Genomic DNA, 21,860 nt, shown 5'->3' with positions numbered 1-21,860 from the left:
CTTGCTTCGTAGTTGAACGACAAGGTCGCCGGCAGCCCATCGGCCACCGGTGCGACGGCCACCACCGCTCGGGTAACCAGCCAACTGACCGCGGCCAGCACCAGCGCGGCAGCCGCGAGCACCAGTTCGACGACGGCACGGGCGATCACAGCTGCGACTCCAGGTCGTCGAGGCCGGGATCCTCGTCGGCCGCCGACGGGACGAAGGGACCCATCCGCTGCTCGATCAACGGAGTCAGCACGTCCCGCATGTGACGATGCTTGCGCGCCCAGGCCTGCGCGGTACGGCTGCCGGTCAGCCTCAGACCGATGCCGTACCGGCCCCTCGGCACCCCGACGATTTCACCGAGGGCCCGCGCCGACTGCCACTTGGCCAGGGGTTTGCCGGACTTCACCGAATTCTCCGGCTCCGGGAATACCTTCACGATCTCCGACAGCCGGATCGTCTCGGTGCCCTGGCGCAGGGCATCCTCGGTCAGCTCGACCGAGGTGTGGATTCGCGCCGCGTGGACCTGCAGCGCGACGAACGCCGACACCACCACCATGAAGATCCCGGGCACCGCCAGCGAAATCGGCGCGTGGCCGGACCATTGGATGTAGATCAGCGACAGCGCCGACAGCGGACCGGCCAGTACCCAATACCAACTCGCACCCGGTTCGTAGAACAACGGTGTCTCAATGGGTTGCTCCGCTGTCATGTGAGCCTCACCTCGCGATTTAGACTCTGCATCTCAGGAAAGCCACCTTGCGGCCTCGGCAGCCCAATAGGTCAGGACGAAATCGGCGCCGGCACGCCGGATGCCGGTCAGCGACTCCAGCACCGCCGCCCGTTCGTCGATCCAGCCGTTGGCCGCGGCCGCACGAATCATCGCGTATTCCCCCGAGACCTGGTATGCGGCCACCGGAACACGCGCCGCCGCGGCCACGGCGGCGACGATATCCAGATATCCCATCGCCGGCTTGACCATCACCATGTCGGCACCCTCATCGAGGTCCAACGCGATCTCGCGCAGCGCCTCCCGCGCATTGCCCGGCTCCTGCTGATAGGTGCGCCGGTCACCGGACAGACTCGAGCCGACCGCGTCGCGAAACGGGCCGTAGAAGGCCGACGCGTATTTGGCGGCATAGGCAAGGATCGCCACGTTGGCATGGCCGGCGGCGTCCAGGCCGTCGCGGATCGCAGCCACCTGGCCGTCCATCATTCCGCTGGGCCCCACCACGTGCGCACCGGATTCCGCCTGGGCAACCGCCAGTTCGGTGTAGCGGGCCAGCGTGGCGTCGTTGTCCACGCGTCCTCGTTCGTCCAGAACGCCGCAGTGCCCGTGCACGGTGAACTCGTCCAGGCAGGTGTCGGCCATCAACACCGTCGCCGCCCCGAGGTCCTTCGCCAGGTCGCGCAGGGCCCGGTTGAGGATGCCGTCGTAGTCGGCGCCGGCCGACCCGAGCATGTCCTTGTCCTGCTCGCGCGGCACCCCGAACAACATCAGCCCGCCCACACCGGCCGCGACGGCGTCGGCGGCTGCGCCGCGAAGGGAATCCCGGGTGTGCTGAACCACGCCGGGCATGGACGCGATCGGCCGGGGTTGGTCGATGCCGTCTGCCACGAACATCGGCAACACCAAGTGCCGCGGCTGCACAGACGTTTCCGCCACCAGACGGCGCAGCGCCGGGGTGGATCGCAACCGGCGTGGACGCTGCCGAGGAAAACCCACGGCCACTAGCGCCGGCGGCTCTTCTTGCGGGGCGGCGGCAGCGCCCCTTCGGCTCGCAGCCGGGCGGCATGCTCGGCCAGCGCGTCGACCAGCGGACCAACGGCGGCGGTCTCCGGCTGTACGTCCACCCGGAGTCCGAACTCGGCCGCGGTTTCGGCGGTCTTCGGGCCGATACAGGCGATGATGGTCCGCGCATGCGGCTTGCCGGCGATACCGACCAGGTTCCGCACCGTCGAGCTCGAGGTGAAGCACACCGCGTCGAACCCGCCCGTCTTGATCATCTCCCGGGTGGCCGCCGGCGGGGGGGCAGCCCGGACCGTTCGGTAGGCGGTGACGTCGTCGATCTCCCAACCGCGCTCGCGAAGACCCGCCGCCAGCGTCTCGGTGGCGATATCGGCCCGCGGCAGCAGCACCCGGTTGACCGGATCGAAAACGCTGTCGTAGGGCGGGAATTCTTCCAGCAGCCCGATCGACGACTGTTCCCCGGCCGGGACCAGGTCGGGGCTGACTCCGAACGCATAGACCCGTTCGGCCGTCGCCTCGCCGACACAGGCGATCTTCACCCCGGAGAAGGCGCGTGCGTCCAGGCCGAACTCGCCGAATTTCTCCCACACCGCACGCACCGCGTTGGTGGAGGTGAACACGATCCACTGGAACCGCCCGTCCACCAAGCCCTTGACCGCACGTTCCATCTGCGCCGGGCTGCGCGGAGGTTCCACCGCAATCGTCGGGACCTCGATGGGCAGCGCACCGTAGGAGGTCAGCCGCTCGCTCATCTCGCCGGCCTGGTCCTTGGTGCGCGGGACCAGCACGGTCCAGCCGTAGAGCGCCCTGCTCTCCCACCAGTTCAACTTGGGCCGGTTGGCGACCGTCTTGCCGATGGTCACCACCAGCGGCCCGGCCATCGGGTCGCCGCCGTTGACGTCAGAGACCCGGGCGTCGCCGCCGGCGCCCAGGGATGCCGGGTCGGTCAGCCCCTGCAGCGTGGTCTCAATAGATCGCTGCTGACAGGTGGTGCCCTTGGCGGTCACCACGCAGGGTGTCGCTTCGGCGAGCTCGCAGTCGATCAGGGTGCGGGCCGCCTCGGGCAGGTGCGATGCTGTCGCCTGCAGGATCAGCGGCCCGGGTGCGGCGGCCAGGGCCTCCCAGTCCACGTCGCCGCGGACGTCGGCCACCGTGTGCGAGGACCCCAGCGGCAGTCCCGCATAGGTCGGTACGGCACTGGTGGACGCCAGCCCCGGGATGATCTCGACCTCCAGGTTGCTGCGCGTGACCGCGTTCACCTCGGTGATCACCGCGTCCACCGAAAGCGGGTCGCCGGCCACCAGCCGCAGCACGTCCGCGCCGTTGCGCGCCTCGGCGGTCAGCGTTTTGGCCACTTCGGCGGGATCGCCCAGTGCGGGGCGGATATCCGGTCCGCCGGATACCACCGCCGGCTGGGAATACCGCCCGGTGGCCGGTTGCGGTTCGGCGGGCGCCGGCCCGGACACCGGCGGCAGGTCCCTGCCGATCAGTGCCAGCACCGGCTCGGCCACATCGGGGTCGGCGAAAACCAGGGGGGCATTCGCCAGCGCAGTGGCGGCTCGGGTAGTCAGCAGGCCGGGGTCGCCCGGGCCCGAACCCACGAAAGTGATGCGGCCCGGCCTCGGCTTACGCCCTCGCGTCATCGTTGTCGTTCCCACTTCTCTCACTCAGATGTTTCTCGCACGGGGTCTTCCCGCACTCCCCGCATCAGTTCTCCGGCACCCAGGTCGAACAACTCCCCGGCAACCGAGAGTCCCAGCTCCCGGGCCCGACCGGAGTCGCCGATCCCCGACACGCGGATCACCTCGGATCCGTCGAGCGCCGCAACGCACGCGCGCAACGACAACTCTTCGAAGACACGCCCCTCCTCGTCGATGGACTCGACCACCTCGGCGATCGCTCCCACCGGTGCGGAACAACCCGCCTCCAGTTCGGCGAGCAGTGTTCGCTCCGCGGTGACCGCAGCCCGCGTGTCGGCATCGTCCAACTCCGCCAACACGGCGACCAGTCGGCTGTCGCCGGCGCGGCACTCGACGGCAAGCGCACCCTGTGCAGGCGCTGGCAACATCTGCACCGGCTCCAACGTCTCGGTGACGTCATCGAGACGGCCCAGTCGCGCCAATCCGGCCCGAGCCACCACGACGGCGTCAAGATCACCACTGCTAACCCTGTTCAACCTGGTGTCTAGGTTGCCTCTTAGGGGGCGGATTTCCAAACCAAGACCCAATGCCCTAAGCTGTGCCGCCCGGCGGGGGGAGGAGGTGCCCACCAGCGACCCCACCGGCAGTTCCCCCAGCACCAGCCCGTCCCGGGCAACCACCGCATCGCGGGGATCGTTGCGCAGTGGAACCGCGGCCACGGTGAACCGGGGGTCGTCGGCGGTCGGCAGATCCTTGTAGGAGTGGACGGCCGCATCGACGCGGCCCTCGTCGATCGCCTCCCGCAGCGCGGTCGTGAAGACGCCCACACCCAGCGTTTCGATGGGCGCAGCCGACCGGTCACCCACGGTGCTGATCGTCACCAGCTCGGCGGGGTGACCATTGGCGATCAATGCGTCCCGCACAGTGGCAGCCTGGGTGGTGGCCAGCAGGCTACCCCGAGTTCCTATCCGGATCACAAGCGCCCGTCAGCTACTCGACCGGATGTTTTGCGTCGTCGAAATCGCTTGACACTGCCGGCAATTCGCCTGCGGCGACCGCGTCGACGGCCGTCTGGTCCAGTTCGAACAGTTCGCGCAGCGCCTCGGCGTAACTGTCGCCGCCGGGGGTGCTGGCAAGTTGCTTGATGCGCACAGTGGGAGCGTGCAGCAGTTTGTCGACTACCCGCCGTACCGTCCGGGCGACTTCGGCGCGCTCGGCTCCGGCCAGGCCGGGCAATCGATTGTCCAACCGCAGCAGTTCGGCCTCCACCACATCGGCGGCCCGCCGGCGCAGGGCGGTGACCGTCGGGGTGACCTCGGCGATCCGTTGCCCCGCCAGGTAGTTGGCGACTTCGGCGGCCACGATCAGCCGGGCGCCGTCGACGTCGGCCGCCGCGGCGTGCGCCGACGGTTCGTGCTGTACCCGCTCCACGTCGACTACCAGCACACCGGGCAGACCGGCCACCGCCGGTTCGACGTCGCGCGGCATCCCCAGATCGCAGACGACCAGCGGCCGACCTGCCTCGTCTCGGGGGGCGCCGGCCAGTGCGAGGTGCACATCCGCCAGGGAGACGACCGGGCTGACCGACCCGGTGCAACTGATCATCACGTCTGCCCCGGCCAGCGCGCCGGACAGATCCTCCAGTGCCATCGCCTCGGCCGGAATACCGGCCTGAGCGATCCTGTCGGCAAGCCGCTGCGCCCGCGCCGCCGAGCGGTTCAGCACATGAATCCGGCCGACGCCGGCCCGGGTGAGATGGGCCGCCGCCAGCCCCCCCATCGCCCCGGCGCCGACAATCACCGCGGTCTTGCCTCGCAAGGCTCCCAGCTTGGATTCGGCGATATCGAGGGCGACCGAGACGACCGAGGCTCCCGCCGCGTCGATCGCGGTTTCCGAATGCACCCTCTTGCCGACCGACAGGGCGCGCTGAGCCAAGTCGTGCAGGATTCGCCCCACCGCACTGTTGGCCTCGGCGCAGGCATAGGCCCGCCGCACCTGGCCGAGCACCTGCTGCTCGCCGACAACCGCCGAATCCAGCCCGCTGGCCACCGCGAACAGATGCTCGACCGCGGCCTCGCTGTACCGGACGTAGGCGTGCGTGGTCAGATCGCCCATCGACAGCCCGGAGTGCTCGGCCAGCACCTGGCTGATCACCGACAGGCCCCCGTGAAACGCATCTACTACGGCATAAACCTCGACGCGATTGCAGGTGGACAGTACCATGACCTCGGTGACCAGCGAGGATTGCAGCATTCGGTCGACGATCTTGACCTGATCGGGCTCGTCCATGCTGAGTTGCTCAAGGACGGCGACCGGCGCGCTGCGGTGCGAAACACCGAAGAGCAGGATGCTCACCGCAGCATCACCTGGCCCGCTCCCTTGCAGCGTCGGAAAGTGAACTGCACTACACGCTAGACGGTCGTCAAGCCGGCCACCAAATATTCGGCCGAATCACGATGGACTCGTTACCGGGCCAGGTCAGCGCGTAGCCGCGGTTCGTCAACTTCCCAGTAGCTGTGTTCGCGCCCGTCGAGCAACACCACCGGCAACCGGTCGCCGAACTCGGCCCGCAACCCCGGGTTTCCCGTCGATGCCGCGGCATCGACGTCGACATCGACCAGATCGAAGTCCAGTTCGGCAGCCAATCCGGTCAGCTGGGCGTGGGTTCGCACGCAGAGCGCACATCCGGCGCGGGTCAGCAGTTCGACGCGCCGGCGTCTTTGCGGCTCCATCATGGAAACCAGTGTGACAGTTCCCGCGGCCCGCCCCGGCACATTGCCGATAGGGTTGTCATCGACCGCAACAGGGCCGGCGGCTGACAGCGCGATTCCGGAGGTTTGTGATGACTTCTTCCCAGCCGGGGATCGCAGACGACCGTCCGCAGCCGCTCGTCGACCTGACCGCCGCCGCATTTTTCGATGTGGACAACACGCTGGTGCAAGGCTCCTCGGCGGTGCACTTCGGCCGCGGGCTGGCCGCACGCGACTACTTCACCTACCGGGACGTCATCGGATTCGTTTACGCGCAGGCCAAGTTTCAGTTGCTCGGCACGGAGAACAGCGACGACGTCGCCGCGGGCCGGCGCAAGGCGCTGGCGTTCATCGAGGGCCGCTCGGTCGACGAGTTGGTGCAGCTGGGCGAAGAGATCTACGACGAGTTCATCGCCGACAAGATCTGGCCCGGCACCCGCGAACTCACCCGGATGCACCTCGACGCCGGGCAGCAGGTGTGGCTGATCACCGCCACACCGTACGAGTTGGCGTCGACGATCGCCCGCCGGCTGTGCCTGACCGGCGCCTTGGGAACGGTGGCCGAATCGGTCGACGGCGTCTTCACCGGGAGGCTGGTGGGCGACATCCTGCACGGCCCGGGAAAGGCTCACGCGGTGCGGTCGCTGGCGATCCGGGAGGGTCTGAACCTCAAGCGCTGCACGGCGTACTCGGACAGCTACAACGACCTGCCGATGCTGTCCCTGGTGGGGACGGCGGTCGCGATCAATCCCGACTCCCGCCTTCGCGATATCGCACGGCAACGGGGCTGGGAAATGCGCGACTTCCGGACGGCACGCAAGGCCGCCCGGATCGGGGTCCCGTCGGCCTTGGCGCTGGGGGCCGCCGGCGGCGCGTTGGCGGCGTTGGCCTCCCAGCGCCAACCACGCTGATAAGCTGCGCCGCTGAGCACGTATCACAGCGGAAGGGCAGGCCCATGACAACTCCCGTGGACACCCAGAGCATCGTCGGCAAGCACTATCGGCAGGACGACTACTTCGAAGTCGGACGCGAGAAGATCCGCGAGTTCGCGACCTCGGTCATGGACGACAACCCGGTGCATCGGGACGAGGACGGCGCCGCCGCGGAAGGCTACTCGTCCCTGATTGCGCCGCTGACGTTTCTGGCTATCGCCGGGCGGCGCGTGCAGCTGGAGATCTTCACCAAGTTCAGCATTCCGATCAACATCACCCGGGTGTTGCACCGCGACCAGAAGTTCCGATTCCACCGCCCGATCGCCGTCGGCGACAAACTCTTTTTCGATACCTACCTGGATTCGGTCATCGAGTCGCACGGCACCGTCCTGGCCGAGATCAGAAGCGAAGTCACCGACCAGGCCGGCAACCCGGTGGTGACCAGTGTGGTCACCATGCTCGGCGAAGCCGCCAAGCACGGATCCGACGCCGACGCGGCGGTGGCCGCCATCGCGGCGATCTGAGTGGATCGCGAGTCGTTCGCGAGCGTAACGGGAGTGCGATTTCACGCTCCGGATTTCGCCCTGGCGTTACGCTCGCGAGCAAACGGCAGTCAGGGGCGGCGTCAGCCCAGGAAAACGTTGCGGCGGCCGGCCAGCAGCCGGTACAGGGTCTGCTGAATGGTCTCGCGAACCTGGTCGGTCAGCTCGAAGGTGACCATCGGATCGTCGGCGTCACCGGGCGCGTAGTCGGCGGTGGAGATCGGCTCGCCGAACTCGATACGCCACTTCGACGGCAGCGGCACCAGGCCGGCCGGGCCGGCCAGCGGGAACAGCGGCGTCACCGGGAAGTACGGGACACCGAACAGTCGCGCCAGCAGTTTGACATCGGTGAGCATCGGGTAGATCTCCTCGGACCCGATGATCGAGCACGGCACGATCGGCGCCCGCGCGCGCAGCGCGGCCGACACGAAACCGCCCCGCCCGAATCGCTGCAGCCGGTAGCGGTCCGTGAAGGGCTTGCCCAGCCCCTTGTACCCCTCGGGGAATACCGCGGTGAGTTCGCCGGAGGCCAGCAACCGGTCCGCATCGGCGGTGCAGGCCATGGTGTGTCCCGCCTTGCGGGCCGTCGCGCCCACGACCGGCAGATCGAACACCATGTCGGCCGCCAGTAGGCGCAGGTCCCGTTCCGCCGGCTGGTGGTCATGTACCGCGACCGACAGCATCAGGCCGTCGAACGGCAACACCCCGGCATGATTGGCCACCAGCAAAGCCGCACCTTCGTCGGGGATATTCTCCGCCCCGCTCACTTCGACCCGGAACCAGGAGTTGAAGAAGAATCTCAGCAAAGGCCGGACGATCGCATCGTTGAAATGCGGATCGAATCCGAATTCATCGACGTCGTATTCGCCGACGATCCGCTGTCGCAAGAAGCCCGCCACCGCGGCAACTCGCAGTGCGAGATCACTGGGTTGCGGTTCGGCGGCCGTCGGATCGCCCTGGGTGCGCCGCTGCTCGTCGATTTCGCGAACGACAGCCGCCAGTTCCTCGGCCGATGCCCGGCTGTTCCGGCCCGAGTGCGTCGACGGGTGCTGCCGTGGCTTGTCCGACGGCGAATCCACCGCAGGGCGACGCGCCGCTACACGCGACCGATCACTGTGCAGTGGAATGACATTCGCCTTTTTTTCACCCGCCACGTTATCCGTCCAAGCTTGTCCAAACCTACCTGACCCCGACCCCCGGGGTTGGATTTCGGCGACTCCAGCGCTGCGCTGCGACTACGGTGCGACCTTCCCAGGAGCGTACCCGATCCGGGTCGACAACGGGAGTCAGCCCGCGGCCCCGAACATAGTCGTCGAACGCCTCCGCGGTGGACCACTTGGGCCGATAACCCAGTTCCGAACGCATCCGGGCGGTGTCCATGACCCGGCCGTAGCTCAGGTATTCGAACTGATCGCGGCTGATCTCGTTGTAGCGATTGAGCCGCCGCAACGAGTCCAGCGCCCACACCCCAAAACTCGGTACCGGCAATGGAATTCGTGCCGCGCGACGAATCGCCTGAGAGAGCATGATGACTCCGTCGGCGCCGACGTTGAACGTCCCGGCGACACCGGCCATCGCCGCCCGTTCCAGCGCGCCCAACGCATCCTGCTCGTGCAGCAACTGCAGTCGCGCATCGCGGCCCAGCATCGTCGGCACCAGTGGCCCGGCAAGATACCGCGACAGCGTCGTGTCCATCGCCGGGCCGATCAAGTTGGCCAATCTCAAAATGGTCACCGCAACTTCGGGCCGGCGGCGGCCCAGTCCGCGCAGGTAGCCCTCTATATCGAGACTGTCCTTGGCGAACCCGTCGCGGAACGGCCGGCGGCTGCTGGAGTCCTCGGTGAACACCACCGGATCGCGCGGACTCGAGCCGTACACCTCCGATGTCGACTTCAGCACCACCCGGCGTAGCGACGGCGCTTTCTGGCATGCGGCGAACAACTGTATGGCGCCCATCACGTTGTGTTCCTTCAACGCGGCGCTGCCACTGGGGCGGGGCGCGTACGATGCGGCGGCGGCATGCACCACGGTGTCGACCTCGTGGTTCTGAATCACCTTGGCGATGAATGGGTTGCGGATGTCGGCGCGAACGAATTCGGCTCGCCCCATCCGCCGGCGCATGTCCTTGCTCGGCGCGATCGCGTCCACCGCGATGACCCGGTCGATCTGCGGGTTCTGCACCAGACGCGCGATCAGGTAACCACCCAGGAACCGGCAGGCTCCGGTGACCAAGACGATCTTGGGGCAGCTTCGGTCGCTATTGCCCGAGGCGTCGTTGGGCGAGTCCACTCCGACAGCCTAGCTACGGACACCGGCGGAGGACGTCAAGGGCCGGCAACGGTACGCGCGGACGAAACCTACTTGCCGAGTTTTCTACGCTGCACCCGGGTGCGACGCAGCAGCTTGCGGTGCTTCTTCTTGGACATGCGCTTGCGCCGCTTCTTGATTACTGAACCCATGAACTCCGCTATCTGACCGGTGCCGGCTGTGAATGACTACAAAAGACCCCGACACCTTACCCGGGAGCATGCCCGCAACGCCAAACCGCCTCGGTGGCCGACCTGCGGCCTACCGGCGGGGCCAGTCTCGCTAGCCGGCGTCGAAGTAGGAGGTTTCCAACATCTCGTGGACGGCCTTCGCGTGGACGCGGAAAGACCGGCCGACGCGGACAGCCGGCAACTCGCCGTTGTGCAGCATTCGGTAGACCGTCATCTTGGAAACCCGCATCAACGCTGCCACCTCCGCGACGGTGAGAAACTGCGTCCGGGCCGGTGCGGCATCAGCCGAACCGCCCGAACGCGTCTGCTTACCTGCGGAATTCGGCGTCGATTGCCCTTTGTCAGACGTCATCGCAACCCAATCGTGTCGGGCCCGCGCAGTGCCAATGGCTTCCCCTCCGCTGGCACCAACGCGCGCATACACTGGAGAGAATAGCGGGACTGGTGGGGTTATTGGTACTGATGAGAGATAATCAGTTCAAAATTCCTGAATTATTCCGATGTAATTCTCAGCTGCTCAGAGCGGCATTTCGCAGCCTGAACCGCCGCGTCGACGGCGATCCGGAATCCCCCCTGCTCCAGCGCGCGCAATGCCGCAGCAGTGGTGCCGCCCGGCGAGACGATCGACGCCCGCAACTGGGCGGCCGAGGTATCCACCCGCAACCCCGCGGGCGCCCTGTCGGCGAGTTGTCGCTCGGTGTCCATCCGCTCGAGCAGCATCTCCGCGGACCCCGCCATGGTTTGCGCGGCCAGGTCGGTGGCCACCTGGCGACTGAGCCCCACGCCGACGCCCGCGTCCACCAAGGCCTCGACCAGCAGGAAGAAATACGCGGGTCCCGAGCCCGAAAGCGCTGTGACCGCGTCCAGTTGCCCTTCGGGAACCGTGAGTACGCTGCCGACCGCGCGGAACAGCGCCGAGATCTTCTCAAGGTGTTCCTCGGTGACGAACCGGCCCGCCGCAAGCGCCGTCACACCGGCACCGACCAGCGCTGCCGCGTTGGGCATGGCCCGGACCACCGGCGTACCCGCCGGCAGCCGGGTTTCGAAGGAGCCGACGGTGACGCCCGCCGCCACGGTCACGAATACCTGTTCGACGGCACCGTGGTCGGCACCGGCGACCGCGGCGGACAGATCCTCCACCACGGCCCCGACGTCGTGCGGTTTGACGGCAACCACAACGACCGGCGCGTTCTCCACCGCATCCGCGACCGACGCCGCGACCAGGATCCCGTAGGTGCTCGACAGGTACTTGGCCCTCTCCGGCATCCGTTCGGCCACCACCAGGTCCTTGACCTGTCGCCCGGCCCGCAGCAGTCCCGACAGCAGGGCCTCGCCGATACTGCCGCCGCCGATGATCGCAATTCTCGCCATGGCGCTCAGCATTGCAGACCGCGGGTCGGCGCTACTGGGCAGGCGGCGTCAGCGCGAGCTGGCGCGATTGGACCACGATTCGCCCCGCGGAATCGACGACGGTGTGGTCCTCGTCGAACCAGTCCTGTCCTATCTCGACACACGTGCAGACCACCCGCAGCCAGCCGTCGGCGGGCAGAGCCCGCAGGAACGCGGTGAGCTGCACCGTGGGTGCCCAGCCGGTCCGATCCACGGCAAACGTCACCGGCGCCGACAGATCGCCGCACATCAACGCGAAAAGCGCGTCGGGTGCCATCCCGCGCGGCCGCGCCCACATCTGCAGCACCGGCGGCTTCCCGCCGTTCGCGGGCCCCATGGTCGACAGCACCGGTCGAATGTCACATCCCGCGCCCAGGTGCGCCAGCCCGGCAAGCCGGTGGCCCGCCCCGATCGGCGCAATGTGGTCCGGCGGTTCGGGTGCCATCAGGCCGACGACGGGGTTGGCCGACAGCAACGGTCCCGGCGGCGGAACGGACCCCGATGCCGGCGGGGCGCCGGTTTCCCGGTCGGCGTGAGCGTATCGCTCCGGCTCGCCCAACGTGACGACGGCGTGCACCGCGGTGCGGTCACCTTGGACGAGTTCGACGTCGACCACACCGATGCGGCGACCGCGCTTGCGAATCGCCGTTTCCAGCCGCATCGGACCCGGATCGGGCGCCGACAGGAAGTTCGCGGACACCGCGACCGGCTGCAGCCGGTCGGCCCCGTACGCCGTCCGGGCGGCATTGGCGCACAGCGCAACCATCGCGCCGCCGTGCACCTTGGGACCGATGGCCCACTGCTCACTCAACTCCGCTCGGAAAACCCGGGAAGTCCCGGACACCCCGGACACCCCGGACACCCCGGACACCGAAGCATCCGATCCGACCTCGGTGAGCGCCATTGCGGCGGAGAACAATGCGCCCACGTCAGCGCATCAGGTGAGTTCGGGCGAATTGGAGCGATTCGACGAGCATGGCCTCGCGCTCCGCGGCCGAACGCGCCGCGGAGGTGGACACCTCCAGCACGACGTGGCCGGCGAAGTCGCCGGCGGCCAGCATCTGACAGACCTGCGCGGCGGGTTGATTGCCGCGGCCGGGCACCAGGTGCTCATCGGCGGGCAGGCCGCTGCCGTCGCACAGGTGCAGATGGGCCAGCCCCGAACCCATTCGCTCGGCCATTTCCAGCGAGTCGGCTCCGGCGGTCGAGGTATGGGACAGATCCAGCGTGTAGTGGGCGTGATTGCCGTCCAGCGGGTCGAACGACGGCGCGAACGCCGAGATGGCCGGGCCCGGCCCACCGCCACGCCGGCGTATCCGTTCCCGGGTCTGATCGGCGCCGAACAACCGGTCCGCCCGAAACGGGAACATGTTCTCCACGGCCACCATGACCCCGCTGTTGCGTTCCAGGTCCGACACCTGCTCCCGGAATCCCTCCGCGTAGCGCCGCTGCCAGCGAAAGGGCGGGTGCACGACCACCGTTTGCGCACCCAACTGTTCGGCGGTGCGCACGCTGCGATTCAGCTTGAGAATGGGATTGGCGCCCCACACCCGCTGCGAGATCAACAGGCACGGGGCATGCACCGACAGCACCGGCACCCGATAGCGCGCCGACAGTTCGCCGACAGCATCGGCGTCCTGGCTGACCGACTCGCTCCAGACCATCAGCTCGACCCCGTCGTAGCCGAGCCTGTCCGCGTACTCGAAAGCCGCCTCGGCGCGCAGCGGGTACACCGAAGCCGTGGATAAGCCAACCTTGATTGCCGGGCGCACTGTCTCCTCTGCGGCGCCTAGCCGGTCTGCAACAGGGCCATCGGCCCGAGGGTGATCAGCGCACCCACCGCGACCGCGATCAACGTGCTGGCAATGTCCTCGGTCCGGCGTACGACCCGCACGCCGACCACCAGTCCGAGGATGACCAATACCGAAAGCACCAGCGCAACGATGGGGTTCCATCGCCACAGCTGGTCGAACGCAATGAACAGCCCGGCGCCGAACACGACGGCCAGGATCGACTGCAGCGCGGCCATGATCCCGCGTCCGAGGGCAGCCATCTTTTTCCCGGCACGGCCGCGCGGTTCCTCGCTACCGGATCCGGATTCGTCTTCGCCGCCCTCGCCACTCTCCGATATCTGCTCGGCGGCGCGCCCCCGGGCCACCTCGTCGGCGAGTGACTGCCCGCCGAAGAGGATCCCGTGCGACGGGGCGTCCGCGTCGTCACCGGACCCCCACAGGTCCGAGCCCACCTCCGCCATGTCTTGCGCCGCCAGATTCGCACCGGCGGCCTCGCCGTCCAGGAGGTCGAGGGCAGCGGCGGTGCCGTGCCCGGCCGGATCGGGGCGCACGTCCCCGGCGCCCTGGCGCCGATCGTCGCCGCCGTCCCCCTCCTGACGTGTGGGCCGGGGGTACTCGCTGCGCTCCGGGCCGGCATTGCGCCGCACAACCGGTTCCGACTTCGGCCAGCGCGACTCGGCCCCTTCCCGATAGTCGGGCTTCACCTCAGCCTCGGCCGGAGGATCGGCGGGAGCTTCGGCAGGCGGTTCGGCGGGAGCTTCGGCAGGCGAGGACGATTCCGCCGGCGGCTCGGGTTCGATCGCGCTCGGCTCGGGTGCCGGCTCCCCGGCCGGCTCGGCGGCAGCTGGAACCTCGTCGCCGACCGGCTCGGGCGGCGGGGTCTGTGCCGGAACCTCGCGCGGATGGTCACGAATCACCGGAATCTCACCGGTGAGCTCAGCGACCGTCACCGCGTTGGAATCACCGCGCCGCCGGCGGCGCCGATGGGTGATCGTCGGTTCGCCGGCCGCCCCATTCCTGGCCAGCAGCTCGGCCACCGAAACCTGCTTGGCGCCGTCGACGTCGGAGTGCGGTCCGGTCATGGTTTTCCGCCTCTCGATTTGTCGGGGTTTCCCCGATCATCCGGCTGTTCGTCAGCATCTCCCACCAGCGGGGCGACGAGTGCCGTTCCGTCTGCTTCGCTGTCCAGTTTGCGCAAAATGAGACCCTCCCGCAGCGCCCAGGGACAGATCTCCAGGGTTTCTATCGTCAGTGCCCTCATGCTTGCCTCCGCCACCAGAGCGCCGGCCACGATCTGCGGCGCACGCTCGGCGCTGATTCCTTCCAGTTCGGCCCGGTCAGCGGTGGTCATCCTAGAGATGAAAGATATGAGTTGTCTGAGGCCGTTGGCCGTGAGAATCCGCTTCACCCGCGGGCCGGCGGCCGAGGGCGCTGCACCGGTGAGCCGGGCCAACGACCGGAACGTCTTGGACGTCGCCACCGCCAGGTCAGGTGCGCCGGCCTCCAGCACCGCCGACGCGGCGCCGGCCAGTTCGGCATCCAGCCAGTCTCGCAGCACTGCCACCCGGCGCCGGCCGGGCGGATCGTCGGGCAACCATTCGCGAGTCAGCCTCCCGGCCCCCAACGGCAGCGAGAGCGCGACCTCGGGCTCCTCGTCGACACCGCTGGACACCTCAAGGGAGCCGCCACCGATGTCGAGGTTGATGATGCGGCCCGCGCTCCAGCCGAACCAGCGCCGAACGGCCAGGAAGGTCAGCCGCGACTCGTCGACTCCCTGAAGCACCTGCAATTCGACACCGGCTTCGTCGCGCACCCTGGCCAGCACGGCATCGGAATTCTCCGCGTCACGGACCGCGGATGTCGCGAATGCCATCAACTCCTCGCAGCCGGAACTGACGGCGATCTTGGCGAACTCGTCGACGGTGGATACCAGTTTGTCGGCTCCGCGCTTGGCGAGTTTGCCGGAACTGGCGATGGCCTCGGCCAGGCGCAGTGTCGCCTTGGTCGAACTCATCGGTGTCGGATGCCCACCCCGGTGCGCATCGACCACCAACAGATGCACGGTGTTGCTGCCCACGTCGAGTACACCCAATCGCACGGATTCAAACTAGCCGGGACGACGCGGCTTCCGTCCCGCGACCCGCGTGACCAAGGGTGCGAATTCGCGGCCGGCACCGGCCGGGCACTGGGATCCGAACCCGGCCCGGGCGTGCACTAACGTTGCACCCGTGGCTAACTCGCGGCCAGGGCCTGAGGTCGAATTGGATTTCGCCCGCGAGTGGGTGGAGTTCTACGACCCCGACGATTCCGAGCACCTGATCGCCGCCGACCTCACCTGGCTGCTGTCGAACTGGACGTGTGTGTTCGGCACCCCGGCCTGCCGGGGCACCGTAGCGGACCGCCCCGACGACGGGTGCTGCTCGCATGGCGCGTTCCTGTCCGACGACGACGACCGTGCCCGGCTGGACGACGCGGTCAAAACTCTGACCGGGGACGACTGGCAATTCCGCGAAAAGGGATTGGGCCGCAAGGGATACCTGGTCCTCGACGAGCACGACGGCGAATCGCAGTACCGCACCCGCAGGCACCGGGACGCGTGCGTGTTCCTCAACCGGCCCGGGTTCCCCGGCGGTGCCGGTTGCGCGTTGCACAGCAAGGCACTCAAACTGGGTGTGCCGCCGTTGACGATGAAACCGGACGTGTGCTGGCAGTTGCCGATTCGCCGGAGTCAGGAGTGGGTCACCCGACCCGACGGCACCGAGATCCTCAAGACCTTCATTACCGAGTACGACCGGCGCGGCTGGGGATCGGGCGGGGCCGACCTGCACTGGTACTGCACCGGCGATCCGGCTGCGCATGTCGGCGCGCAGCAGGTATGGCAGAGCCTTGCCGACGAACTCACCGAACTGCTCGGCGAGAAGGCATACGGCGAGTTGGCCGCAATGTGCAAGCGCCGCAATCGATTGGGGCTCATCGCGATGCACCCGGCAACCCGGGCGGCCGAATAGGCTCCGCTAGCCGTCGGCTTCGAGGTAGGCCTGCGCCATCCGCAGAGCGCTGGCATTGAGGTATTCCTCGACGGCCGCCGCCGTGGCGCCCGCGTCCCCGGCCAGCACCGCGTCGGTGATCGCCCGCAGGTCGGCGACCACCGGTTCCGGGTCGCGGTAGGCCGCGGTGAGTTCATGTTCCCGCCCCCCGAAAGCCTGCTCGACCCACCGGTACAGCAGCCGCAGAGCGCGGTTGCCGGTGCTGTGGATCAGCACATGGAAGTAGGCGAGGTCGGCACTCTGCCGGGCCCCGTCGGTGTCGGCGTCGCGAACCGCGGCCAAGGCGGCCCGGAGGTCCGCGGCATCCTCGGGAGTGCGGCGCTGGGCCGCCAGCCGGCCGATCAGCGGGCCCAGCGCCCCCCGGATCTCCAGCAATTCGACGAGGAATTCGGGACCCAGTTTTCGCACCAGAGCCTCCACCACGGCCGGATGGGTGAGCCCTTCGGTGTCGCGGACCACGCTGCCGCTGCCCTGCCTGACCTCGATCAGGCCCATCTGCTGCAGCCGGGCCAGCCCCTGGCGCAGCGAGGTGCGGTTGACGCCGAGTTGCTCGGCGAGTTCGCGCTCCGGCGGCAGGGCCGACCCCGGCGGGTACACCCCGTCGAGGATGGCGTCGGCTATCGAGCCGGCAATTTGTTCATCGACCCGCTGGCGGTCCGGCGGAGGGATGGGCGGTAATTGGTTCATTGGCTCAACCAATATAGTACGGTGACGAGTTGCACACCCCGGACGCCGCGCGCGCGTCGGAATCACCTATTCGCGGAGGCGGCCAGTGGACCACGAGATGAGATCGGCCGTCGCACCGCGCTGGCGCGGGGCGCCCGGACGCCTGGAAGTCTGGTACGCCACCCTGAGCGACCCCGTGACCAAGGCCGGCCTGTGGGTGCACTGCGAGACGGTGGCCCCGACCAGCGGGGCCCCTTACGCGCACGGATGGGCGACCTGGTTCCCGCCCGGGGACCCGCCCCGCACCGAACGTTTCGGCCCCGAACCCGCGGCGCCCGCTACCGGCCCGGCCTGGTTCGGTGCCGCGGGCAATTCGGTCGAACCCGGTCGGCTGACCGGCAGCGCGGGATCGCTGGCCTGGGACCTGTCCTGGACGGACGCCGGGCCTCCCCTATGGACGTTCCCCCGCGTCGCATGGGAACGCGAGTTGCTCCCCGGCGCCCAAGTCGTCGCGGCACCCGCAGCCGACTTCACCGGCACGCTGACGGTCGGCGGCAGCACCGAATCCGTCGACGGGTGGCGGGGCAACCTGGCCCACATCTACGGGCACGGCAACGCCAGGCGCTGGGGCTGGGTCCACGCCGACCTCGGCAACGGCGACGTCCTGGAGGCGGTCACCGCCGTCTCGCACAAGCCGGGCCTGAACAGGTTGGCGCCGCTGGCGTTCATCCGCCTCCGTATCGACGGCAAGGACTGGCCCGCGGGGCCTTTCCCGTCACTGCGGATGCGCACAACGCTCGGCATCCCGCACTGGCAGATCGAAGGCCGCGTCGGCCGCCGCGATGTGCTGATTCGCATCGACCAACCGCCCGACCGCTGCGTGAGCCTGGAATACGTCGATCCCGACGGCGGACGCTGCGTGTGCACCAATACCGAGCAGGCCGACGTCCACATCGAGATCAGCCGTCGAGTGCAGGGCACCGGCATTGTCGAGCGCCGCTGGTCGGTGCTCGGCGCCGGCCACGCCGAAGTCGGCCTGCGCGGCGATCAAGCCCCCGCAATAAACGAGAGGACACCGTCATGAGCTTTGCCTTCGACCCACCGCTGCTGTTCGCCTCCGGCGTGCTCATCGAGCGCCGCATGCCACCGGAGCGCCGCGACCTGGTCGAAGCGGCGGTTCTCGGCGTCTTCTTCGCGGGGTCGTTCGGGCTCTACAACAACGTGCCGGGCCTGGGTTTGCTCTGGCGGCCGTTCCGCGCGCGCAACGGACGCGACTTCATGTGGAACAGCGGTATTTTCGACCTCAAAACCGACGAGCTGAATTGGCCCGCACATGCCGCCGCCAGCGGCCTGTTCGCCACCTACCCGTTCTTCCTGAAGTTCGGGCGCGCACTCGGACGACGGGTTTCGTCGGGCTCGTGAGCCGGCTGACCCGGCGCGTCGGGCGCGCCGCGCTGATGTCGTTCGGAATGGCCCTGCTGCCGCCCGAACACGGCGGACCCACACCGGCGGAGTTCGCCGACCGCGTCGACCGCTACCTTTCCCGGATTCCCCGGGCTTCGCGGCTGGGTGTGCGCGCCGGCTTGCTATCCCTGGCTGCGGCGACCTACCTCACCAGGGGCCGGTCCATGACGCGACTGCACCCAACCGAGCGCGAGCAGGCACTGCGTCGCATCGCCGCGCTGAACACCGATGCCGGTGCGACGGTCGACGCCGTGAAAGCGATCGCGCTGCTGGCCAACGGCGCCGAAACCTATGCCGCCGAACTGCTCGACCGCGCCCGGGACACCCCGGTGGCGCGCCCGGACGCGGTGTTGACCATCACGCCTTCGGCCGAGAGCGCCTCGGTAATCGCCGCCGACGCGGTGATCGTCGGATCCGGCGCCGGCGGCGCCATGGCGGCCCGCACCCTGGCCCGGGCCGGGCTGGAGATCGTCGTACTCGAGGAAGGGCGGCGCTGGAGCGTCGAAGAGTTCCGCACCACCCACCCGATCGACCGCTACGCAGGCCTCTACCGGGACGCCGGGGCCACCATCGCACTGGGACGCCCGCCGGTGGTGCTGCCGATGGGACGCGCGGTCGGCGGCACCACCGTCGTCAATTCGGGCACCTGCTTCCGCCCGCCCGAGGCCGTGCAGCGGCGCTGGCGCGACGACTTCGGGTTGACCATCGCCGAGCCCGAGCGGTTGGCCGGCTACCTCGACGAGGTGGAGCACACGCTCGGGGTGGCGCCGGTGCCGCGGGATGTTATGGGCCGCAACGGCAATCTGCTGCTGGATGCCGCCGACTCGCTGAGCTGGCGGGCCGCACCCATTCCGCGCAACGCGCCGGGGTGTCGAGGCTGTTGCCAGTGCGCGATCGGCTGCCCGGAGAACGCCAAGTTCGGCGTGCATCTCAACGCTCTGCCGCAGGCCTGTGCGGCCGGGGCACGGATCGTCTCCCACGCGCGCGCCGAACGTGTCCTGCACCAGGACGGCCGCGCCCGGGGCGTGCGGGCACGTCGGCCCGACGGCACCGCGATCGATGTCCTCGCACCTATGGTCATCGTCGCCGCGGGCACCGTAGAAACACCGATGTTGCTGCGGCGCAGTGGCCTTGGCAGACATCCCCGGCTCGGCCGCAACCTCGCCGTGCACCCGGCGACCATGCTCGCCGGGCTATTCGAGGACGACGTCTACCCGTGGCGCGGCGTCCTGCAAAGTGCCGCCGTGCATGAGTTCCACGACTCCGACGGGGTGCTGATCGAGGCAACCTCGACACCGCCCGGGATGGGATCGATGCTGGTCCCCGGCTATGGAGCGGAGCTGCTGGGTTGGCTGGACCGGGCGCCGCAGGTCGCCACCTTCGGCGCGATGGTCGCCGACGAAGGATCCGGGTCGGTCTTGTCGGTGCGGGGCGAGGCGGTGGTGCGCTACGACATCGCTCCGGCCGACGCAGGCAAGTTGCGGGTCGCCCTGGAAGCCATCGGCCGGCTGCTGTTCGCCGCCGGAGCCGTAGAGGTGCTCACCGGCCTTCCGGCTGCCATGACGGTAACGTCGCCGGCCCAGCTGCGGGAGGTGCTGGCACGCAGCGATCCGCGCAGCCTGCACCTGGCCGCGTTCCATCCCACGGGCACCGCGGCGGCCGGGGCCGACGACCGGATCTGCCCGGTCGACGAGCACGGCCGGTTGCGCGGCATCGATGGCGTCTGGGTTGCCGACGCCTCGATCCTGCCCAGCTGCCCCGAGGTCAATCCACAGCTGTCGATCATGGCAATGGCCCTGGGGGTAGCGGACGAGGTTGTCCGGCTGAGCTGAGCCGGCAGCTCCTCGAAACGCCCGGTCAGCACCTGTCCTCTGGCATCAAGAAGATGTTCTGCGGTGTCAATACCTCGGGCCGCCGGAACCCTAATGTCTCCGGTAGCAGGGGAAGACAGCACAGAAAGGGGCATCCGATGTCCGAACAAGAAGTAGTCCGTCCCGCACCCTCATTCGACAAGCGCAGGGTATTCCTCACCGGCGCCAACGGATTCATCGGCCGGACGCTGGCCGCGCGGCTGCGCGAGCTCGGCGGGACCGTCGCCGGAGTCGATTTGATCGCCGACCCGGACAACGGCATCGAGGCCGGCAGCACCGCCGACCCGTCCCAATGGGCGCACGCCCTGGCGGGCGCAGACGCGGTCGTGCACCTGGCTGCGATAGTCAGCACCGTCGCGCCGGTTGACAAGGCCTGGGAAGTCAACGTTCTGGGGACCAAGAAGGTCATCGACGCCGCCGTCGACGCCGGGGTGAGCAGGTTCGTGCACCTGAGTTCGATCGCCGCCTACGGGTGGGAATTTCCCGACCACGTGACCGAGACCTACCCGACCAGGGTTACCGGCGGGGTGAGCACATATGTGGATACCAAGACCAACTCCGAGCAGGTGGTCTTCGCCAACAGCCATCGGGGCATGGAGACGGTGGTCATTCGCCCCGGCGACGTCTACGGCCCCGGTTCGGTGTGGATCCGCGAGCCGATCGCGATGGCCAAGGCCAACCAGTTGGTCCTGCCCAACGGCGGTTCCGGCGTCTTCGACATGATCTACGTCGACAACTTGGTGGACGGAATCGTCCTGGCGCTGACCACCCAGGGTATCTCCGGTGAGATCTTCAACATCACCGAGGACCAGGGGGTCAGCAACGCCGCGTACTTCGGCGAGATCGCATCCTGGGTCGGCGGCAAATTCCGGTCGGTACCCATTGGGATCGGCCTGCCGGCGGTGGGCGTAGCCGGCAAGGCACTGCGTCGCCTCGGAAAGCGCAGCGAACTCGGTCCGGGCATGCTCCACATGCTCAACCGCGAACACCTCGTCTCGAACGAAAAGGCCCGCAAAGTCCTTGGCTTCCAGCCGGTTGTCTCCTACCGGGAGGGGATCGCGCGATGCAGGGAGTGGGCGCAGGACGAGAACCTCATCTGATCTGACACCTCGATAGAAAGGAAGCGGTGAATCTTCGGGAACCCCTGGGGATTCACCGCTTTCGAGATCCCAGCTCCTCGGCATTGCGCAACCATTCCCCTGACGCTTGACTTTCCGCTGACTCAACCGCTTTTCGGGGAAAGTGGGTGCGGGACATGTCGACGGATGTCCGACGGACCCGAGGTAGCTGATATTCCGGTGGCTGTCAACGGCGCGGGCCGGTTTTGTGGATAACTTTGCGACTGTGGATGAAAGTGGCCGAATGTGGCTGCGGGACCGGGTTTTCAGGGGATTTTCAGGATTCCGGGGGCTTTGGGGCCGGGAGTTGTCGGTGGGTGTCTCTAGCATTTCAACCATGGCAGCCAGCACCCGTGAAGAGATCGTCGAGGTCTTCGACGCACTCGACACGATCCAGGATCGCCTGCTGGAGTTG

At 68.2% G+C, this 21,860-nt stretch carries 22 protein-coding genes and 1 pseudogene; 7 read left to right on the top strand and 16 right to left on the bottom strand.

The window, feature by feature from the left end; translation table 11 throughout:
• Window positions 1-145: 145 nt before the first annotated feature.
• From ACK5M9_RS05635 to ACK5M9_RS05610, 6 genes are all read right to left on the bottom strand, one after another.
• Window positions 146-697 carry a DUF3093 domain-containing protein gene (locus tag ACK5M9_RS05635; RefSeq protein WP_416892203.1) on the bottom strand — a complete coding sequence of 184 codons (552 nt, stop codon included), beginning with the start codon at window positions 695-697 and terminating at the stop codon, window positions 146-148.
• A gap of 33 nt (window positions 698-730) precedes the next feature.
• On the bottom strand, window positions 731-1,711 hold the full coding sequence (gene hemB, locus ACK5M9_RS05630; protein WP_416892202.1) for a porphobilinogen synthase: 981 nt from the start codon (window positions 1,709-1,711) through the stop codon (window positions 731-733).
• Between the two features lie 5 nt (window positions 1,712-1,716).
• Window positions 1,717-3,378, bottom strand: a complete 1,662-nt coding sequence (locus ACK5M9_RS05625) for a uroporphyrinogen-III synthase (protein WP_416892201.1) — start codon at window positions 3,376-3,378, stop codon at window positions 1,717-1,719.
• 20 nt (window positions 3,379-3,398) lie between these two features.
• Window positions 3,399-4,352, bottom strand: coding sequence for a hydroxymethylbilane synthase (gene hemC / locus ACK5M9_RS05620; protein WP_416892200.1), 954 nt, complete (start codon window positions 4,350-4,352; stop codon window positions 3,399-3,401).
• Between the two features lie 13 nt (window positions 4,353-4,365).
• On the bottom strand, window positions 4,366-5,730 hold the full coding sequence (locus ACK5M9_RS05615) for a glutamyl-tRNA reductase (RefSeq protein WP_416892199.1): 1,365 nt from the start codon (window positions 5,728-5,730) through the stop codon (window positions 4,366-4,368).
• Window positions 5,731-5,840: 110 nt separating this feature from the next.
• Window positions 5,841-6,110: a glutaredoxin family protein gene (locus tag ACK5M9_RS05610; RefSeq protein ID WP_416892198.1), complete on the bottom strand. Its 270-nt coding sequence runs from the start codon at window positions 6,108-6,110 to the stop codon at window positions 5,841-5,843.
• Window positions 6,111-6,244: 134 nt separating this feature from the next.
• On the opposite strand from ACK5M9_RS05610, the pseudogene ACK5M9_RS05605 reads away from it, so the two are divergent.
• A pseudogene (locus ACK5M9_RS05605) lies at window positions 6,245-7,036 on the top strand (HAD family hydrolase); the annotation flags it as partial.
• Between the two features lie 44 nt (window positions 7,037-7,080).
• Window positions 7,081-7,581 carry an FAS1-like dehydratase domain-containing protein gene (locus ACK5M9_RS05600; RefSeq protein WP_416892197.1) on the top strand — a complete coding sequence of 167 codons (501 nt, stop codon included), beginning with the start codon at window positions 7,081-7,083 and terminating at the stop codon, window positions 7,579-7,581.
• 101 nt (window positions 7,582-7,682) lie between these two features.
• Here ACK5M9_RS05600 and ACK5M9_RS05595 read toward each other — a convergent pair whose 3' ends face one another.
• The 9 genes from ACK5M9_RS05595 to ACK5M9_RS05555 form a co-directional block, all read right to left on the bottom strand.
• The gene (locus ACK5M9_RS05595) at window positions 7,683-8,753 is read right to left on the bottom strand and encodes a lysophospholipid acyltransferase family protein (protein ID WP_416892196.1); all 1,071 of its coding nucleotides are present in this window, start codon (window positions 8,751-8,753) and stop codon (window positions 7,683-7,685) included.
• 25 nt (window positions 8,754-8,778) lie between these two features.
• The gene (locus tag ACK5M9_RS05590; protein WP_416892195.1) at window positions 8,779-9,888 is read right to left on the bottom strand and encodes an SDR family oxidoreductase; all 1,110 of its coding nucleotides are present in this window, start codon (window positions 9,886-9,888) and stop codon (window positions 8,779-8,781) included.
• 68 nt (window positions 9,889-9,956) lie between these two features.
• Entirely contained in the window at window positions 9,957-10,058 is a 102-nt protein-coding gene (locus ACK5M9_RS05585) for a 30S ribosomal protein bS22 (protein ID WP_003402602.1), read from the bottom strand.
• 130 nt (window positions 10,059-10,188) lie between these two features.
• The gene (locus ACK5M9_RS05580; RefSeq protein ID WP_416892194.1) at window positions 10,189-10,449 is read right to left on the bottom strand and encodes a helix-turn-helix domain-containing protein; all 261 of its coding nucleotides are present in this window, start codon (window positions 10,447-10,449) and stop codon (window positions 10,189-10,191) included.
• Between the two features lie 140 nt (window positions 10,450-10,589).
• Window positions 10,590-11,468 (bottom strand): pyrroline-5-carboxylate reductase, encoded by an 879-nt coding sequence (gene proC / locus ACK5M9_RS05575; protein WP_416892193.1) that lies wholly within the window; start codon window positions 11,466-11,468, stop codon window positions 10,590-10,592.
• A gap of 31 nt (window positions 11,469-11,499) precedes the next feature.
• Window positions 11,500-12,414, bottom strand: coding sequence for a thioesterase family protein (locus ACK5M9_RS05570; RefSeq protein WP_416892192.1), 915 nt, complete (start codon window positions 12,412-12,414; stop codon window positions 11,500-11,502).
• 1 nt (window position 12,415) lies between these two features.
• Window positions 12,416-13,258, bottom strand: coding sequence for a sugar phosphate isomerase/epimerase family protein (locus tag ACK5M9_RS05565; RefSeq protein WP_416892191.1), 843 nt, complete (start codon window positions 13,256-13,258; stop codon window positions 12,416-12,418).
• Window positions 13,259-13,275: 17 nt separating this feature from the next.
• Window positions 13,276-14,361, bottom strand: a complete 1,086-nt coding sequence (locus ACK5M9_RS05560) for a hypothetical protein (RefSeq protein ID WP_416892190.1) — start codon at window positions 14,359-14,361, stop codon at window positions 13,276-13,278.
• Window positions 14,358-15,377, bottom strand: coding sequence for a hypothetical protein (locus tag ACK5M9_RS05555; RefSeq protein ID WP_416892189.1), 1,020 nt, complete (start codon window positions 15,375-15,377; stop codon window positions 14,358-14,360). Before ACK5M9_RS05555 ends, ACK5M9_RS05560 begins: the two co-directional genes overlap by 4 nt.
• Before the next feature lie 130 nt (window positions 15,378-15,507).
• Here ACK5M9_RS05555 and ACK5M9_RS05550 point away from each other — a divergent pair, with 130 nt between their 5' ends.
• Window positions 15,508-16,287: a hypothetical protein gene (locus ACK5M9_RS05550; protein WP_416892188.1), complete on the top strand. Its 780-nt coding sequence runs from the start codon at window positions 15,508-15,510 to the stop codon at window positions 16,285-16,287.
• A 6-nt stretch (window positions 16,288-16,293) separates the two neighbouring features.
• On the opposite strand, the gene ACK5M9_RS05545 is transcribed toward ACK5M9_RS05550, so the two are convergent.
• Entirely contained in the window at window positions 16,294-17,013 is a 720-nt protein-coding gene (locus ACK5M9_RS05545; RefSeq protein ID WP_416892187.1) for a FadR/GntR family transcriptional regulator, read from the bottom strand.
• 85 nt (window positions 17,014-17,098) lie between these two features.
• Here ACK5M9_RS05545 and ACK5M9_RS05540 point away from each other — a divergent pair, with 85 nt between their 5' ends.
• From ACK5M9_RS05540 to ACK5M9_RS05525, 4 genes are all read left to right on the top strand, one after another.
• A complete protein-coding gene (locus ACK5M9_RS05540) occupies window positions 17,099-18,076 on the top strand; it encodes a hypothetical protein (RefSeq protein ID WP_416892186.1) in 978 nt (325 codons plus the stop codon).
• Window positions 18,073-18,414 carry a hypothetical protein gene (locus ACK5M9_RS05535; protein ID WP_416892185.1) on the top strand — a complete coding sequence of 114 codons (342 nt, stop codon included), beginning with the start codon at window positions 18,073-18,075 and terminating at the stop codon, window positions 18,412-18,414. Before ACK5M9_RS05540 ends, ACK5M9_RS05535 begins: the two co-directional genes overlap by 4 nt.
• Window positions 18,411-20,288 carry a GMC family oxidoreductase N-terminal domain-containing protein gene (locus tag ACK5M9_RS05530; RefSeq protein WP_416892184.1) on the top strand — a complete coding sequence of 626 codons (1,878 nt, stop codon included), beginning with the start codon at window positions 18,411-18,413 and terminating at the stop codon, window positions 20,286-20,288. The genes ACK5M9_RS05535 and ACK5M9_RS05530 overlap by 4 nt, the downstream gene beginning before the upstream one ends.
• Window positions 20,289-20,425: 137 nt before the next feature.
• Window positions 20,426-21,427: an NAD-dependent epimerase/dehydratase family protein gene (locus ACK5M9_RS05525; protein WP_416892183.1), complete on the top strand. Its 1,002-nt coding sequence runs from the start codon at window positions 20,426-20,428 to the stop codon at window positions 21,425-21,427.
• The last annotated feature ends 433 nt before the right edge of the window (window positions 21,428-21,860 follow it).

This window comes from Mycobacterium sp. (assembly GCF_047975165.1).
Classification (GTDB): Bacteria; Actinomycetota; Actinomycetes; order Mycobacteriales; family Mycobacteriaceae; genus Mycobacterium.
Note: the sequence above shows the minus strand (reverse complement) of the source record. Positions and strands in the feature narration are given on the sequence as shown.

Coding starts and splice junctions, on each gene's coding strand:
- ACK5M9_RS05600 (WP_416892197.1), top strand. CDS start 7,081: ATGACAACTCCCGTGGACACCCAGAGCATCGTCGGCAAGCACTATCGG.
- ACK5M9_RS05635 (WP_416892203.1), bottom strand. CDS start 697: ATGACAGCGGAGCAACCCATTGAGACACCGTTGTTCTACGAACCGGGT.
- ACK5M9_RS05525 (WP_416892183.1), top strand. CDS start 20,426: ATGTCCGAACAAGAAGTAGTCCGTCCCGCACCCTCATTCGACAAGCGC.
- ACK5M9_RS05545 (WP_416892187.1), bottom strand. CDS start 17,013: ATGAACCAATTACCGCCCATCCCTCCGCCGGACCGCCAGCGGGTCGAT.
- ACK5M9_RS05535 (WP_416892185.1), top strand. CDS start 18,073: ATGAGCTTTGCCTTCGACCCACCGCTGCTGTTCGCCTCCGGCGTGCTC.
- ACK5M9_RS05580 (WP_416892194.1), bottom strand. CDS start 10,449: ATGACGTCTGACAAAGGGCAATCGACGCCGAATTCCGCAGGTAAGCAG.
- ACK5M9_RS05610 (WP_416892198.1), bottom strand. CDS start 6,110: ATGATGGAGCCGCAAAGACGCCGGCGCGTCGAACTGCTGACCCGCGCC.
- ACK5M9_RS05585 (WP_003402602.1), bottom strand. CDS start 10,058: ATGGGTTCAGTAATCAAGAAGCGGCGCAAGCGCATGTCCAAGAAGAAG.
- ACK5M9_RS05625 (WP_416892201.1), bottom strand. CDS start 3,378: ATGACGCGAGGGCGTAAGCCGAGGCCGGGCCGCATCACTTTCGTGGGT.
- ACK5M9_RS05560 (WP_416892190.1), bottom strand. CDS start 14,361: ATGACCGGACCGCACTCCGACGTCGACGGCGCCAAGCAGGTTTCGGTG.
- proC (WP_416892193.1), bottom strand. CDS start 11,468: ATGGCGAGAATTGCGATCATCGGCGGCGGCAGTATCGGCGAGGCCCTG.